Source organism: Mycolicibacterium sp. TUM20985 (assembly GCF_030295745.1).
Lineage (GTDB): Bacteria > Actinomycetota > Actinomycetes > Mycobacteriales > Mycobacteriaceae > Mycobacterium.
Map to the genome: position 1 here is coordinate 1,203,907 of NZ_AP027291.1, position 14,319 is coordinate 1,218,225.

At 68.0% G+C, this 14,319-nt stretch carries 15 protein-coding genes; 5 read left to right on the plus strand and 10 right to left on the minus strand.

Features of this window, described 5'->3' with window-relative positions; all coding sequences use genetic code 11:
- Nucleotides 1-106: 106 nt before the first annotated feature.
- Both QUE68_RS05900 and QUE68_RS05905 read left to right on the plus strand, forming a co-directional pair.
- Nucleotides 107-385 carry a DUF732 domain-containing protein gene (locus tag QUE68_RS05900; protein ID WP_284231524.1) on the plus strand — a complete coding sequence of 93 codons (279 nt, stop codon included), beginning with the start codon at nt 107-109 and terminating at the stop codon, nt 383-385.
- Between the two features lie 67 nt (nt 386-452).
- Nucleotides 453-1,586, plus strand: a complete 1,134-nt coding sequence (locus tag QUE68_RS05905; protein WP_284231523.1) for a zinc-binding dehydrogenase — start codon at nt 453-455, stop codon at nt 1,584-1,586.
- 1 nt (nt 1,587) lies between these two features.
- Here QUE68_RS05905 and QUE68_RS05910 read toward each other — a convergent pair whose 3' ends face one another.
- The 9 genes from QUE68_RS05910 to QUE68_RS05950 form a co-directional block, all read right to left on the minus strand.
- A complete protein-coding gene (locus QUE68_RS05910) occupies nt 1,588-2,349 on the minus strand; it encodes a DUF1906 domain-containing protein (RefSeq protein WP_286275274.1) in 762 nt (253 codons plus the stop codon).
- The gene (locus QUE68_RS05915) at nt 2,346-3,314 is read right to left on the minus strand and encodes an SIS domain-containing protein (protein ID WP_286275275.1); all 969 of its coding nucleotides are present in this window, start codon (nt 3,312-3,314) and stop codon (nt 2,346-2,348) included. Before QUE68_RS05915 ends, QUE68_RS05910 begins: the two co-directional genes overlap by 4 nt.
- The gene (locus tag QUE68_RS05920) at nt 3,311-4,510 is read right to left on the minus strand and encodes a glucosamine kinase (RefSeq protein WP_286275276.1); all 1,200 of its coding nucleotides are present in this window, start codon (nt 4,508-4,510) and stop codon (nt 3,311-3,313) included. Before QUE68_RS05920 ends, QUE68_RS05915 begins: the two co-directional genes overlap by 4 nt.
- A complete protein-coding gene (locus tag QUE68_RS05925; RefSeq protein WP_286275277.1) occupies nt 4,503-5,816 on the minus strand; it encodes a glycosyltransferase in 1,314 nt (437 codons plus the stop codon). Before QUE68_RS05925 ends, QUE68_RS05920 begins: the two co-directional genes overlap by 8 nt.
- Nucleotides 5,817-5,871: 55 nt before the next feature.
- A complete protein-coding gene (locus QUE68_RS05930) occupies nt 5,872-6,924 on the minus strand; it encodes a DUF4185 domain-containing protein (protein ID WP_286275752.1) in 1,053 nt (350 codons plus the stop codon).
- 219 nt (nt 6,925-7,143) lie between these two features.
- The gene (locus QUE68_RS05935; RefSeq protein WP_286275278.1) at nt 7,144-8,373 is read right to left on the minus strand and encodes a lipase family protein; all 1,230 of its coding nucleotides are present in this window, start codon (nt 8,371-8,373) and stop codon (nt 7,144-7,146) included.
- A 4-nt stretch (nt 8,374-8,377) separates the two neighbouring features.
- Nucleotides 8,378-10,171, minus strand: coding sequence for a penicillin-binding transpeptidase domain-containing protein (locus tag QUE68_RS05940; protein ID WP_286275279.1), 1,794 nt, complete (start codon nt 10,169-10,171; stop codon nt 8,378-8,380).
- A 56-nt stretch (nt 10,172-10,227) separates the two neighbouring features.
- Nucleotides 10,228-10,536: a hypothetical protein gene (locus QUE68_RS05945; protein ID WP_284231515.1), complete on the minus strand. Its 309-nt coding sequence runs from the start codon at nt 10,534-10,536 to the stop codon at nt 10,228-10,230.
- Nucleotides 10,537-10,650: 114 nt separating this feature from the next.
- Nucleotides 10,651-10,887 (minus strand): hypothetical protein, encoded by a 237-nt coding sequence (locus QUE68_RS05950; RefSeq protein WP_284231514.1) that lies wholly within the window; start codon nt 10,885-10,887, stop codon nt 10,651-10,653.
- 304 nt (nt 10,888-11,191) lie between these two features.
- On the opposite strand from QUE68_RS05950, the gene QUE68_RS05955 reads away from it, so the two are divergent.
- Complete coding sequence (locus QUE68_RS05955; RefSeq protein ID WP_286275280.1) at nt 11,192-11,626, plus strand: DUF732 domain-containing protein; 435 nt, start codon at nt 11,192-11,194, stop codon at nt 11,624-11,626.
- A 14-nt stretch (nt 11,627-11,640) separates the two neighbouring features.
- On the opposite strand, the gene QUE68_RS05960 is transcribed toward QUE68_RS05955, so the two are convergent.
- Nucleotides 11,641-12,414 carry a DUF427 domain-containing protein gene (locus QUE68_RS05960; protein ID WP_286275281.1) on the minus strand — a complete coding sequence of 258 codons (774 nt, stop codon included), beginning with the start codon at nt 12,412-12,414 and terminating at the stop codon, nt 11,641-11,643.
- A gap of 65 nt (nt 12,415-12,479) precedes the next feature.
- Here QUE68_RS05960 and QUE68_RS05965 point away from each other — a divergent pair, with 65 nt between their 5' ends.
- A complete protein-coding gene (locus QUE68_RS05965; RefSeq protein WP_284231509.1) occupies nt 12,480-13,259 on the plus strand; it encodes an SDR family NAD(P)-dependent oxidoreductase in 780 nt (259 codons plus the stop codon).
- 143 nt (nt 13,260-13,402) lie between these two features.
- Nucleotides 13,403-14,119 carry a DUF3060 domain-containing protein gene (locus QUE68_RS05970; protein WP_286275282.1) on the plus strand — a complete coding sequence of 239 codons (717 nt, stop codon included), beginning with the start codon at nt 13,403-13,405 and terminating at the stop codon, nt 14,117-14,119.
- Nucleotides 14,120-14,319 lie beyond the last annotated feature (200 nt).

A 14,319-nucleotide genomic window follows, 5' to 3' on the forward strand; every position in this document is an offset into this window, starting at 1 on the left:
TTCAGACAGTCATCTACGGGCGATAGCGAATATTTCTCCTGATTTCGGCGAAAACAGCCAGCAAATCATCTGACTGTGCTTACGCTAACGCCGACCGGAGGTGCAAATGAAGACGACCATTGCCATCACCCTCGCGATCGGCATCGCGATCGGTGCCGCTCCGACCGCAGCGGCCGAGGAGAGCGACTACCTCGATCAGCTCCAGCCCAGCCTCGCCTTCCTCAGCACCGAGCAGCTGCTGACCGAGGGATACCGGGTTTGCCAGTTCATCGGCGCGGGGAGACCCTCGGCCGATGCGATCCCGATGGTCGTGAAGGACCTTCAGGTCACGGTGGCTACGGCGTACGCCCTGGTGCCCGCTGCGCTGTCGACCCTCGACTGCTGACGGGGGTCTCACCGGCGTCACCGGGTTCCTATGGTGGAGGGATCACCATGAGGAACGAGGAGCACCGATGACCACGGAACTGCCCGACACCGCACTCGAACTGCGTTCGCTCGTGACGCCGCAGGGCACGCTGGAACTGTCGCTGCAGGACGTCCCAGTGCCCACCCCCGCCGACGACGAGGTGTTGGTCCGCGTGGAGGCGTCACCAATCAACCCGTCGGATTTGGGCCTGCTCATCGCCACCGCGGACATGGCCGGCGCGACCGTCACGGGAACGGCAGACCGCCCCGTCGTCACGGCCCCGTTGGCGGCCGGCACCCTCGACGGCCTCTCGGCGCGGGTCGGGCAGTCGCTCCCCGTCGGCAACGAGGGGGCGGGGACCGTCGTGGCCACCGGTGCATCGCCCGCCGCACAGGCTCTCCTCGGTAGGACCGTCGGAATGGCGGGTGGCGGAATGTACACGCAGTACCGCGCGGTCGATGCGGCCGCGTGTCTGGTGTTGCCGGACGGAGCCACGCCACGCGACGGGGCGTCATCGTTCGTCAACCCCTTGACCGCGCTCGGAATGGTGGAAACCATGCGGCGCGAAGGACACTCGGCATTGGTGCATACCGCCGCGGCCTCCAACCTCGGTCAGATGCTGGTCAGGGTCTGCGCCGAAGACGGCATCCCACTGGTCAACGTCGTCCGCAAGCCGGAGCAGGAGGAACTGCTGCGGTCGATCGGCGCAGAGTACGTCTGCAATTCGACGTCGCCGTCGTTCGACGATGATCTCATCGCGGCCTTGACGGCGACGTCGGCCACGCTGGCGTTCGACGCCACGGGGGGCGGCACCCTGGCGAGTCAGATCCTCAACGGCATGGAGGTGGCCGCCAAGGCCACCGCTTCGGAGTACTCGCGCTACGGGTCGTCGGTGCACAAGCAGGTGTACATCTACGGCGGACTCGACACCGGGCCCACCACCCTCATTCGAAACTTCGGGATGGCGTGGGGAATTGGTGGCTGGCTGCTCACCCCGTTCCTGCAGACTGCCGGCGCCGACACCATCGGACGGCTCCGAGCGCGTGTCGCGTCCGGGCTCACCACGACGTTCGCGAGCACCTACACCCGTGAGGTGTCACTCGGGGGAATGCTCGATCCCGGCGCGTTCAACGCCTACGTGAAGCGGGCGACGGGAGAGAAGTTCCTCGTCACCCCGTAGGTCAGCGGTCGAGATCCCACTGACCGAAGTCGACCGCGAGGATGTCGTCGGCATCGACGTGGACGCCGCCCAGCACGACCGCGGCTTCCGAGGCGGTGAAGATCGCGGTCTGATAGAGGACGGCTGCGGGCTCGCGCTCGCCATGCGACCACGCCCTGGTCTGCCAGGCCCATCGTCGTCCCGCGGTGCTCGACGCGCCGACGACCCCATCGCCGATGGCCCACGCACACGCCCGGGAGTGTCCGTAGATGCCGGTGCGGCCGGCGCCCACCACCGAGTTGATGCCTCGAAACCATTGACTCGCCAGGGAGTTCCACGTGTCGCGGTCGATGTCCTCGTCGACGCTGAAGAAGATGGGAGCCGAGTCCGGACCGCCCGCGGCTGCGTGCAGGCGCAGTGCGGTCTGGCCGTCGGCGACGCCACCGTCGTACCCACGGGTGTAATCCGAGGGTGTCGGCCAGCCGGGCTTGCCGTACTGGAAGTTGCTGACGACGTGAAGGCCGTTGGCGCGCAACGCGTCCGCATAGCCGCGGGTGACGGGCTTGAAGTCGAAGTTCGCGCCTGGCCGCGATGCGGACACGAAGACGACCGCCCCGACATAGCCCGCGGCGCTGATCTGCTCCGGCGCCACCAGGTGCTCCGCGAAGTCGATCAGCTGCGGCGTGGCCGCCGATGCCGGCGGCACGTCGTGCATCGCGGCCACCGCGCCCAGCCCCGCCCCGGCGAGCAGGTACCTGAGGGCATCGCGTCGGGACGCGCTCATTGCACCGCCGCCTGCCACGCCGCCGCGGCGATCAACTCGGCCACCAGCACCTCGGTGAGCAGCCGGACGTCGTCGTCGGTGTCACCCGGATAGCGAAGGACGTGCCGGGCGCCGGGGACGTCGCCGCCGACGCCCACGACGACGCTCCCGCGGGCGGTGGTCCACTCGGCGAGTTGCGGTTCCCAGGCAGAGCCGGCGAAGACCAACAGTCGGTAGTCGGTGGTCTTGGTCAGGTAGACGTCGACGTGACTCCAGTCCCCGGTCTCACACCCGACCGCAGGCAGACGCGGGCCTTCGCGGAGCATGAGCGCACCCTGCTGGGCCGAGCAGAACCGGTGCGCGGGGGCGGCCAGGTGTGTGCCAGACGGCCCGAGTAGCAGATCGGAAACGGCTGGCCGCCAACCGGGTTCGGTGGCGAGCAGGTGCGCCGACGCGTCGGCCGCCGCGGCCACCGTGGCTGCCAGTGCGGTGGTGTCGGTACCCAGCAGATGACATTCGAGGGCCAGCAGCAGGGCCAGGGTGTGCTGGTAGCTGCGGCAGGCCACACCGCCGACCTCCGGCTCGGCCGCCAGGTCGACGACGGCGTCGCAGCGTTCGGTGATCGCCGATGCCGGGGTGTTGGTCAGAGCGACCGTGTCGACGGCGTCTGGGAGCCGGCTCAGGGCATCGACGGTCTCCACCGACCCGCCGCTGGCCGACGTCGCGACCACGAACGTCCCACTGCCCCAGGCGGGGAGGAGTGTCGACGACGCCAACTCCGAGGAGACCACCAGTCCCCGGGCGCGCATCCGGGCCGCGGCGACGCCACCCGCGTACGCCGAGGAGCCCATGCCGAGCAGCACCACCCGCTGCACGTCGGTGGGGACCACTCCCGCCCAGGGGTTGCCCGCCGCGAGCGTCACGGCGAGACGGTGCAGCACCTCGGGTTTGCGCCGGAGGTCGGTGCCGAAACCGGCTGGTTTCACTGTATCGTCCCTTCGTTCAGGAGTGCGGGCAGTGCCGCGTCCGGCACGTACATCCACCGGGGGAGGTGCGTTGCGGCATAGATGACTTCACGCAGCACCTGCTGCGTGCGGAACGCCCGCAAGGACCCGGGGTCGTAGAGCCGCGACTGGCCGAGCGCGGCCAGCCGGAGCGTGTACGCGCCGAGGAATGCCGTACGGCCCGCCACCTCGATACGGTGCAGCGCGGCGGGCTCGAGTGGCGTGTACCTGGCCGCCACCAACCCGGCGTGCACCAACGACTGGGCCATCCCCGCGACGTCGAGCGCCGCGGGAATCGGAAGCATCCGCTGCGGTGCGGTGAGCACCGGGTTGCCGTCGAAGTCGGTCACGACGAAACGGTCGCGGCTGCGCAGGATCTGGCCGACGTGCAGATCGCCGTGCCCCTCGATCACCGGGGTGCCCGCGAGCCGGCCTAGCGCGTCGAGGATCGTCCTCAGCTCGTCGCGATGGGAGCGGGTGCAGTGACTGCTGGCGAAACCATCCAGGGCGCAAACGATTTCGAGCGTTTGCAGGGCGTCGTCGCGCCATCGCTCGGCGTCGGCCCTGGTCGCGACGGTGGCGGTGCTCGCCAGCGCCGAATGCAATTCGGCGACCACGGCACCGACCCGGTCGGCCGCGTCGACGAACGGAGCGGGCGCGCCGTCGCGGGCGGCGTCGGTGATCAACTCGACCGCCCAGGTCCAGCCGTCGACCGCGCCGGGCAGGTACTCGTCGACGTTGGCCACCAGGGTGGCGGCGCCGCCAGGAGGCGTCCACGTGACCAGGCCCCACGGTGCGGGCATACCGCGGAAGTCGGCGTGACGCAGCACGCCGATCCGCCGTGGTGCCGGATGTGGGCCGTCCTGCAGGTGCGTGGCCCACTTCACCACGGCGGCCTCGCCGACGATCACCGACTCGTTGGTCTGGTCGACGCCGACCGTCCGCTCACCCCCGACGACTCGCGATACCCAGGAGTGAATGCCGAACGCTCCCTTGGTCGCCGACCCTCCGGCCAGGGTAGCGAGCAGTGCGGCGGCCACCCCGTCGCCCGGCCGTGCCCGCCGCCAAGGACCGTCGCCGTCGCGCGTCTGCGGAACGGCGGCGAGTCGGTCGCCGTCGGTGACGATGGCGAGGCGGGTGCCGTCGGTGAGGTCGAGCGCATCGACCGGTTCAGTCAACCGAACCTCGGTGCCGCGCGCCCACCCGCTCGATGACGTCCGCGCCCACCCGCAACCCGTCGCGGGCGCGGATCGCAGTACCGATGTCGTCCAGTCGGGCCCGCAGGTCGGTGTCGGCGAGCAGACGCTCGACGGCATCGGTCAACTCGGCGTCGGCGAAGGCGTAGGTGTCCAGCCGCACACCGAACCCGAGTTCGTCGATGCGCTGGGCGTTTTCGTACTGGTCCCAGAACAGCGGCAGGACGATCAAGGGCTTGCCGAAGTGCAGCGCCTCGGTGGTGGTGTTGTTCCCGCCGTGCGAGATGACCAGGTCCACCTGCGGGATCACCTTCGTCTGGGGCAGCATCTGGGCGCCGATCATGTTGTTCGGCAACGTGATCTGATCGGCCTGCGGTCCCTTGCTGACGATGAAGCGGTGCCGGGTGGTGCCCAGTACCGCGATCAGTCGGCGCATCAGATCGACGTCGGCACCGCCGAGTGAGCCCAGCGACAGGTAGATCAAGGCGCTATCGTCCGGGCGTTCGGCGACCGCGGCGGGCAGCGGGTAGTCCTCGTCGGTCTCACGCACGCTGGAGTCCATCCGGGTCCAGGTGTCGTCGAGCGGCCGGGCCTGAAGATAGTCGGCCTCGGCGGGGTAGACGTACAGGTTGGCCGCGTTGGCGCGGGGCATGAACTCCAGGTCGGGTAGTGGCTCGGCGCCCTGGGCCCGCACCCAGGCGTCGAACTCGGCCCACAGGTCGCGGTGAGTGCGCTCGAACTCGGCGCGGTAGTCAACCCACTGGGTCGGATCGGCGCTCGGCAATCCGGAGAACGGCGGCGGCACACCGGGACCCGACACCTCCAGCGGACTACACGACACGATGCGCACGAACGGGGCGCCCGAGGTCACCAGCGCCGGGAAGAGTACAACGTTGTCCTCGACGAGGACGTCGGGGCGGTGCTTGGCGATGATCTCGCGCAGCCGCGGTTCGCAGTACTTTGCCCCGTCGATGAGGGCCTGATAGGTGGGCTTGATGAACGACTCGAGCTGGTCGACCGTCGGCTTGCGGAACTCCGGCGCGGTCTCGGCGATGAAGTCGGTCCAGAACTTACCGGCGTCCTCCGCACCGGCGTCCTCGGCCGGTTCGGCCAGGTCGACGAGCTCCTCGACGAATCCCAGCGGCGCCAGCTTGCCCGCCCATGAACTCTCCGCCGCGAAGACGATGGTGTGGCCGCGGTCGCGCAGGATGGCGGCCAGCCCGATGCACTGGTTCGTCGGTCCGTAGGCCGACTCCGGCCAGAACATGATCGTCAGTTGTGTCGGCATACGCCGACGATACTGCCGGGTGGTCCGCTCAGCCCGGCACGTCTGGCCGACAGTGCTAGAGGTTGATGGGGTCCGCTGGATCCACGCCGCGGTCGCGATTCGTGTCGCGCAGTGTGGAACTGAACTGCATCGCACCGTACGGCCAGCCGCTGTCGGTCTTCCACTGTGACACGACCAGACCGACACCGCCTCGGACGTCGAGCTGCGAGCCCGGGAGGACGTACCCGCCGTAGAGCTGGGCCACCCGGCTGGAGGTGTGGTCCTCGCCATCCCACTTCGACCCGGTGACGGGCATCTGAATCGGTGCTTCGTACATGTTGGCGGTGGGCCCGGCGACGATGCGATAGCCCAGCGCGTACTTCGACGAGAGGAACCCGCCGAGAATCCAGGTGCCACTCGCGAGGCGGCGGAAGGAGAGCTCCCCCCACGTCTCGCCGGCCGGCGTGATCGGGGTGGGCTCGTTGTTCCATCCCCAGCGTCCGCCGGCGAAGCCCCAGCCCGAGTACTCCCTCATGTCGCCGATGTCGACAGTGCGCACCCGACGCAGGATGATGCCCTTGTCCCGCTTGAAGCTGGTAGACACCACGTAGACCCAGCCGTCGTCGGGGTCGTAGTCCCACGACCAACATTGGGCGTACCCGCCATGCAACGCAGCGGGGAACTTCGCCCTCTCGCCGAGGTGGCGCCAGGACACCCCACTGTCGTCAGAACACCAGATCTCGGTCCAGATGACCTCGGGGAAGCCTCGATTCACCATCGCGTGGAGGTAGAGCGTGTCGTCGACGCGCAGCAGGTCTGACGGCAGCACCGTGCTGATGCCGCCCTGCGACCAACGCGGACCCGTCGTGTCGTGGACGTAGTGCCAGAGCTGTTCTGCAAAATCGGGATTGGGGCCCCCGGCACGTTCCCAGGTGATCGGATTCCGTGCATCCCCGGTGCCGATGAGCACGACGGGCGAGCGCCACGCTCCTTGACCAACTCGATTGCCCGAGAACGTGTCTCCGAAGACCGACACCAAGGTTCCGTTGGGTGCGAGGATCGACGCGCCGAGATCGGTCGCGGTAACACCCCATCTGTCGCTGATACCCGGGCCGGTGATGTCGGCCATCTTGCCGTCGGGGCGGGCCCGGGCGGCGCCAGCCTGCAGTCCGCGCAGAGCCGCCCGGCGTTGGGCACCCGAAGAGAACCAGGACATGCCAGCTCCTTCCCTTGGCTCTACTCAACCCGGGGCGGTGCCGGACGGCAAGGGTAGTGACTACTCGCATCGAAGGACGCCTTGGGCAATGCCATCCAGGTACCGTCCGTACCTGGATCTGACGGACGAATCTCAAGGGCACTGGTCGACCGCGGGCTGGCCCGCGAATCTGTCTGCCAACCAGGTGAATTGGCTGGCGATATCGACGTCGCCGTGGCCGCGCCCCGATTGCAGCTGCCACTGCACGACACCCCCGAGAGCGCACTGCCGGGCGATGGCGTCGGTCGTCCACCTGGCGTCGATGAAGGTGTCGTCGGCGCCGTAGACGACCGACAGCGGTGCTGACAACGGGCCGCGGGGCAGAGCCCATCCGGCGAGGATCCCGCGGAGCCGGTCGGCGGCAGCCATGGTCCGCGGCGTGAATTGGTCCGGCGCCAAACGCTTCCGCTGGGCGGCGCGGTAGGTGCTCGTCTCGGGATTGCACGACAGCAGCGGCACCCAGTAGCTGGCTGCCGCGCCGGACCTGAAGTCGCCGCGGTCGACGTCGTCGTGCAGTCGCGCCACCGACTCGACGATGGTCAGGAACAGGGGCATCTGATCGTAGGTCAGCGTGCCGCGCTGCGCCTCGTCGACGACCCCCGCGACGTCGGCCGCAGGTGAATTGGCCACGGCGCCGACGATTGTCAGCTCCGGCGCATACGTCGCGGCCAATTCGTCGGCGGCCCAGGCCGCAGCACCGCCCTGCGAGCCGCCGAAGGCCAACCACCGATCGGAGACGTCGGGGAACGTGTGGCGCAGCGCGCGCACGGAGTCGATCACGTTGAGGCCAGCGGTCTTCGCATCCATGTAGGGATGCACACCTTCCTCACCGAGACCCTGGTAGTCGGTGAGCGCCACGGCGTAGCCGTTCTTGACGTATCCCAGCACCGGTTCGGACAGGCCCCACAGGTCGTCGGTCAGCGACGGCGCACACTCCTCGTCGAGGCCAGTCGTGCCGTGAGCCAAGGCGATGACCGGCCAGCCACCTGGCGGCGGCGGGCCGTCGGGGGTGAACACCGCACCCGACACCGTGGTCTGCGCGCCGCTGTCGCCGTTGGTGGACCGGTACACCACGCGCGCGGCCCGGAGGTTGCGCTCACCGGCGGTGTCGAGGAACTCGGGCATGGTCATCGCGCTCATCACGCTGCCAGTCTCCGTGCCGCCGAGGTTGGCGCCCTCGATCGGAACCGGATCGACGTGGCCGTCACCTCGTGATGAATTCCATTGTCGGCCAATCAGATTGAAGCCCAGTGGAGAACCCACCACGATCAGGCCGACCACGACCGCGAGGACGACGCCGATCCAGACCGCGCGCCGTCGCATCGGATCAGCCCGCCACGGCGGGACGCAGGAAGTCGCCGGACACGGTGATGGCGGGTGCGGACGTGTCACCGCCGACGACCAGCGTCGCGAAGGCGAGATCGCCGGCGATACCGGCGAACCAGCCGTGGGAGTGCGTGTTGTCGCCGAATTCGGCGGTACCCGTCTTACCGCCGAGACCGGGGACGTCCTGCAGCGCAGTGGCCGTACCGTCGGACACCGTCTGCAGCATCATCGTGCGTAGATCGTCCACGACCGTGGGCGGGATGGAAGCGGACGGGGTGTTCAAGGTCGTCGTCTCACCGACCACGAGGGTCGGCGTGATCGTCGAACCGTGCCCCAGACTGGCCTCGGCGACGGCCAACCCGAAGGGGCTGACCGTGACGGTGCCCTGACCGATTCCGTTCTCGACCTTCTGCGCGGGCGTGTCGGCGTTGGGGACGTTCCCGGTGATGGTGGTGAGACCGGGAATGACGTAGTCGACGCCAATGCCGAACAGTCGCGCCATGTTTGGCAGTGCATCGGCGGGCAACTGGTCGGCCAGCGCGGCCATCGTGGTGTTGCACGACTTCGCGAACGCCGTCGACAACGGCACGGTTCCAAGATCGAATTCATCCTCGTTGGGGATCGTGCGGTTCTCCACGGTCACCGTGCCGGGGCAGGCTTCCGGGGTGCCCGGTGTCGCGAGCCCCGCCTGCAGGGCCGCGGCCGTCGTGATCGTCTTGAACGTCGAGCCCGGCGGGTAGGAACCCGAGAAGGCGATCGGTCCCTGTGCGTTGGCCGCCGCGTTCTGGGCGGCCGCCAGAATGCCGCCGGTCGAGGGGGAGATGGCTACCAGCACCGCGGGCCGGGGTTCGGCGGCGACGGCCTGCTGGGCCAGAAGCTGCAACCGCAGGTCGAGGGTGGTGCGGATCGGCGAGGTGTCGCGCGCCGGTGTAGAGGTCAGCTGCTCCGTCGGTTGGCCTTTGTCCTGACCCGTGCTGGAGACCAGCATCACCGACCATCCCGCAGCCGCGTCGATTGCCTTCTGCCACAATGCCGGAAGCCCGTCGACCGCCGGTGAGGACAGGTCGCGGTTCGCCGTCAGGAGCGCCCCCTGTTCGGCCACGGACACGCCGGGCAGCTGCGCGAGCTGGCCGCTGACCCCAGCCAGATCCTCCTCGCGCAGTTTCACCACCGTGACGGTGGCGTCCTGCGTCGCGTCGAATTGCCCGGCGATCGACTCCGCGGTGATCGAGGCGTCGAAGGGTTTCAGCAGTGCCGCCAGCGGAGCCGCGGAGTCGAGATGGTCGCGGGTCAGGTTCACCACGCCGATCGTCTGCCACGTGAGCAGCGGTTGGCCGTCCCGGTCGGTGACCGGTGTGAGGAAGTTCTTGTCGTCGCTGTATTGAAAGGTCATCCCGGACTTCAGCTTCGGGTGGAGCAGGCTGGGATCCCAGTGCACGCGCCAGTCGTCGCCGGACTGCGTCGCCGTCGCCGTGGCGTCGTAGCCCAGGGTCTTGTTCTCGCCCCACGACCACGAGTAGGTCAGCTTCGCGGTCTTTTCGTCGTCACCGGGGTCCTGGGCGTCGACCTTAAGCGTGACGTCCTTGCCCATCCCGTCGAACATGGCGGTGATCGCCGCCGTCGCGGCGTTCTGATCGTCGGTGCTCGCTGCCGCGGCGCCGGCGTCCTTGCGGTCCAATGCGGCGGCGAAGGCGTGGAAGGCGTCGTCGGGCTTCGGGCTGGAGAACAGCGAACAACCGGTCGAACCCAGGAGCAGGGCACCGAGCAGGATCGACATCAGGCAGCGTCTCGTCATGGCGCCCCGAGCCTAGCCAAGGGCGCGTCCTAGGCCCGGTAGGCCCCGCCGTCCGGCTATCGGCGGGAGCAGTCCAGTGACACCGTCACCGTGCGGGCGACCACGATCGGGATCACGCGGTCGCGGCCCGACCCGTCGACCCGAACGATCTGGGTCCGCTCCTGCGGGTTTCGGACGTCGGTGACCACGCACTGGGCCAGTGGGGCGCTGCCGATACGGTCGAGCTTGACGTCGAAGCCCTGGGCCTCGAGCTGGCCGATCGTCACGATTGCGGACTCGGCCGCCCTGGCCGTATTCACCGGCAGGGTAAGCACTCCGATGGCCGCTGCGGCGATGGCCCCTTGGATCAACAATGTGGTACGCACGAGCACTTCCTTCCTTCGTGTCACGTCGGGGACGAACGGATCGACGTCCTGATCGGTGACTCGAATGAATGGTGCAGCTCGGCGATACCTCCTTGCATGGAGGTCGTGTGGAGATCAGCGGGAGATTGCGGTCTGCGGGTAGCGCCGGTGGAGGCCGTCGATCAGGCGATGGGCCTCGTACAGCTCACGGCGCAGAATGCCCGCGATGGGATCCTTGCGCGGGTTCCCGCGGGCTCTGGCCCGACGATTGCGGCACTCGGCGGCCTCGAGCTTGTGCGAGATGTCGTCGACGTGGCCGTAGAGCTCACCCAGTAGTGCCAGAGCTTGAGCGCTTCCCGCGTCGTCGACCACCCTGGGATCCTCTCATCATTGCCCAATGTCCGCATCGCGGCGGGCTCGGCTCCGGGCGACCACCGGCCCGCACGGGTCGTCACGGTGGTGAAACCATCTGAGGCCGAGGGTGATTGGATATCTGGCCGACGGTGGCGGGAGGGCATCGCGGCGCGGCAGTGTCGCACGAGCCCGCTCGGGGCCGTCTCATGAAACGCATAGCGTGCAAACCGTGGCCGCGTCGTGTTCAAAATGTTACGGAAGTAGAGCAGTGTTCCAGAAGTTACAGCAGTGATTCAGTTTCGTGACCCAACGAGGAGCTCCCATGACGGTCATCTCAGGCTTCATCGACGTGTCGGCGAAGGCGTCGAGCGCAATGGCCATCTCCGTGGGCATCGTGGTCGCGGCCAGTGCCGCTCCCGCTCCGGCGCACGCCGATGCGATCAGCGACAGCTTCCTCTCGGCCCTCACCAATTCCGGTGTCACGGTCGCCGATCCGAACATGGCCGTCTCGATGGCGCAGTCCATCTGCCCCCTGCTGGTCAAGCCCGGCGGCAACTTCGCCGCCGTCGCCTCGCAGATGGGTGGCACCAACGGCGTCTCACCCGGGATGGCCAACCTGTTCACGAGCATCGCCATCTCGATGTACTGCCCCTCGATGATGGCATCGCTGGCGAACGGCAACTGGCTCGGTCAGGGCGCTCAGATGGGACTGACCGGTCTGCCGGGGCTGTCCGGCTTCGGCATCCCGGGCATCTGAGACGGCGCCATCGACTACCCGAAGTGCGTCCTCGGGCGGGGCAGTTCGAGCCCGTCGACGAAGATGTCGACCTTCTCGTTGTAGAAGGCGATCAACCCGGCGATTGCCGCCACCGGGGCAAGGGGGTACTGATAGGTCCAGGCGAGATCCTCGTGGACGGTGCCGCCCACGTGCACCGACCAGTAACCGGTCGTGGTGCCCTTGTACGGACACAGCGTCTCGGTGTCACTGGGGACGAGGTGGTCGAAGGGCACGTCCGTGCGGTCCACGTAATACCTTGTCGGAAGCCCTGTTTCGAACAGAAGGACGGGGCTGTGGGCATCGGCCAGCAACGCGCCGTCGAGTTCGACCCTGACGTGGCGGTGTGAGCGCAGGGCGTCGACCCTGGCGTACGGGTTGCGGGGGTGCCCGAGGATCAACTCGTCCTCCTCGAACCATTGGACGCTGGACCACTCGAACCGCACCAAGCCGGCGACCGGCCCGTCGCCGTCGGCGTCGAAGACCCGCACCGCCGGCTTCGCATCCTGGCCGCCGACGATGGAGTAGAGCCGCGATGGGCCGAATTGGACGTGCTGCGAATGGTTCTCATCGTGGAGCAGCTCGGTGTTCACGTCGTTGAGCGGGATGTAGTACTGCGGGTAGTAGGGAACCTCCCACACGTAGCGGGCCGCGGTCGTGTCGAAGAGCACCTGCCCGCCGACGAGACCGCGGACGCGGCGCGGCGCCGGCTCCACGCGGCCGCGCTCGGCAGCCATCTGCGGGTAAGCAGGATCGGTTCCCGAGGTCATGGCTCCACCCTAGGATTGCTGGGGTATCCCGTACGTCATTTGCCTGAGCAGCTTGGAGTATCCACATGGACCTCGAGAACGACACCGCCCTGATCACCGGTTCCAGCGGCGGGATCGGCGAGGAGTTCGCGCGCCAACTGGCCAAGCGCAAGGTCAACCTGGTCCTGGTCGCGCGGCGTGCCGACAAGTTGGCCGAGTTGCGGAGCAGCCTGTTGCAGACCAGCCCGGGCCTCGAGATCGACGTCATCACCGCCGATCTGTCGGTCCCCGGTTCAGCCGCTGATCTCGCCGCCAAGGTGAGTGCGCTCGGCCGCCGGATCGACATCCTGGTGAACAACGCGGGCGTCGGCCTGCACGGCGACTTCGTCGACCAGGCGGCGGAGACCAACGCCGCCCAAATCCATCTGAACTGCGTCACGCTGGTCGAGTTGACGGCGCTCTTCCTGCCGGCCATGACGGAGGCCCGCCATGGCGTGGTTCTCAACGTCGCGTCCACCGCGGCCTTCCAGCCCACCCCGGGAATGGCGGTGTACGGGGCAACCAAGGCATTCGTGCTGTCGTTCACCGAGGCCGTGTGGAAGGAGACCAGGGGCAAGGGTGTTCGCGTGCTCGCGTTGTGCCCCGGTGCCACCGAGACCGAATTCTTCGAGCGGACCGGCGAGGAATTCCTGACCAGCGGTAGGCAGACGTCCAAACAGGTCGTCGACACGGCGATGGGTGCACTGGACAAGTCGACGCCCACGGTGATCTCGGGCCTGAAGAACGCGCTCCTGGCCACCGGCTACCGGTTCACGCCGCGGCGCGTGATGCTCGAGGTGTCCCAGCAGCTGCTGAAGTCCGGTTAGGGTCCGGCCTCGTCGAGTGTGTGGCCTATGCACGAAATTTGGCGGCGGGCGTTCGTACATGGGCCACACAGTCGGCGCGTGCAGGCGGGAGTATTCGGGCCGACACCCCACAGCGGCCGCATCCGTTGTGCGAGCATCTGCCAATGAGCTCGCCAGACGATCCCGAGGCACGTATCCGGGACCTCGAACGTACGCTCGGCGAACAGTCGTCCGAGCTCACGCAGAGCTCGTACGAGTTGGGCACCGCGGCACCGGGTTACCAAGCGCCGCCGGCCTATTCCGCGCCACCGGGACCGGCCTACCAAGCCCCGCAGCCGCCGTACGGCATGCCGTTCCCAACCATGCCGACGTCCCGCCGACCGACCGGTCGCCCATGGGTCGTCTACGTGGTGGCGGCGGTGATGCTGATGGCCGTCATCGGCGGCACGTTCTACTTCGTCGCGAACGTCTTCAGCAACGTGAACTCGTTCGTCGACACCTTCAACGGCAGCCCGACGGCGTCCGGTGGCGGATCGTTCGACGTGCCACCGAGTGTCAGCGGGGGCAACCGCCCTCCGGCACCGACTGTGGCCCCCACGGTTGCGCTAGGACCTCCCGGCGGTGACCTGAGCGTCGCGGGTGTGGGCGGCAACAAGACGATCGCCTGCAACGACAGCATCGTGAACGTCAGCGGCGTCAGCAACACGGTGCGGATCACCGGCCAGTGCCGCAGCGTCACGGTGTCCGGTGTCGAGAACACCGTCACGGTGGACTCGGTGGCCACCATCAGCGCGTCGGGTTTCAGCAACCGGGTCACGTTTCTGTCGGGTGCGCCGGAGATCGCCAAGTCGGGTGATTCCAACATCGTGGAACCGGGCTGACGGCGCCAGGCCAACCTCATCAGCCACTCGCGCCCGTCGACGCACCATCGGCCGCCGAGTTTGCTGTCGTGTCGCCATGTGATCTACCGCTCACTTTCCCGGCATTCAGTAAGAAAACCGTGTGTGAGCTCTTGCTCACGGGGCTCGCGTTGCCGTTGCCCATGGCGCGATGACGCAGGCCGAGCCGTCTGGAAGCGTTG

Bases quoted from the DNA above. Each gene is read 5' to 3' on its own strand.
- QUE68_RS05900 (WP_284231524.1), top strand. From the start codon at position 107: ATGAAGACGACCATTGCCATCACCCTCGCGATCGGCATCGCGATCGGT.
- QUE68_RS05905 (WP_284231523.1), top strand. From the start codon at position 453: ATGACCACGGAACTGCCCGACACCGCACTCGAACTGCGTTCGCTCGTG.
- QUE68_RS05910 (WP_286275274.1), bottom strand. From the start codon at position 2,349: ATGAGCGCGTCCCGACGCGATGCCCTCAGGTACCTGCTCGCCGGGGCG.
- QUE68_RS05925 (WP_286275277.1), bottom strand. From the start codon at position 5,816: ATGCCGACACAACTGACGATCATGTTCTGGCCGGAGTCGGCCTACGGA.
- QUE68_RS05930 (WP_286275752.1), bottom strand. From the start codon at position 6,924: ATGGCCGACATCACCGGCCCGGGTATCAGCGACAGATGGGGTGTTACC.
- QUE68_RS05935 (WP_286275278.1), bottom strand. From the start codon at position 8,373: ATGCGACGGCGCGCGGTCTGGATCGGCGTCGTCCTCGCGGTCGTGGTC.
- QUE68_RS05940 (WP_286275279.1), bottom strand. From the start codon at position 10,171: ATGACGAGACGCTGCCTGATGTCGATCCTGCTCGGTGCCCTGCTCCTG.
- QUE68_RS05955 (WP_286275280.1), top strand. From the start codon at position 11,192: ATGACGGTCATCTCAGGCTTCATCGACGTGTCGGCGAAGGCGTCGAGC.
- QUE68_RS05960 (WP_286275281.1), bottom strand. From the start codon at position 12,414: ATGACCTCGGGAACCGATCCTGCTTACCCGCAGATGGCTGCCGAGCGC.
- QUE68_RS05965 (WP_284231509.1), top strand. From the start codon at position 12,480: ATGGACCTCGAGAACGACACCGCCCTGATCACCGGTTCCAGCGGCGGG.
- QUE68_RS05970 (WP_286275282.1), top strand. From the start codon at position 13,403: ATGAGCTCGCCAGACGATCCCGAGGCACGTATCCGGGACCTCGAACGT.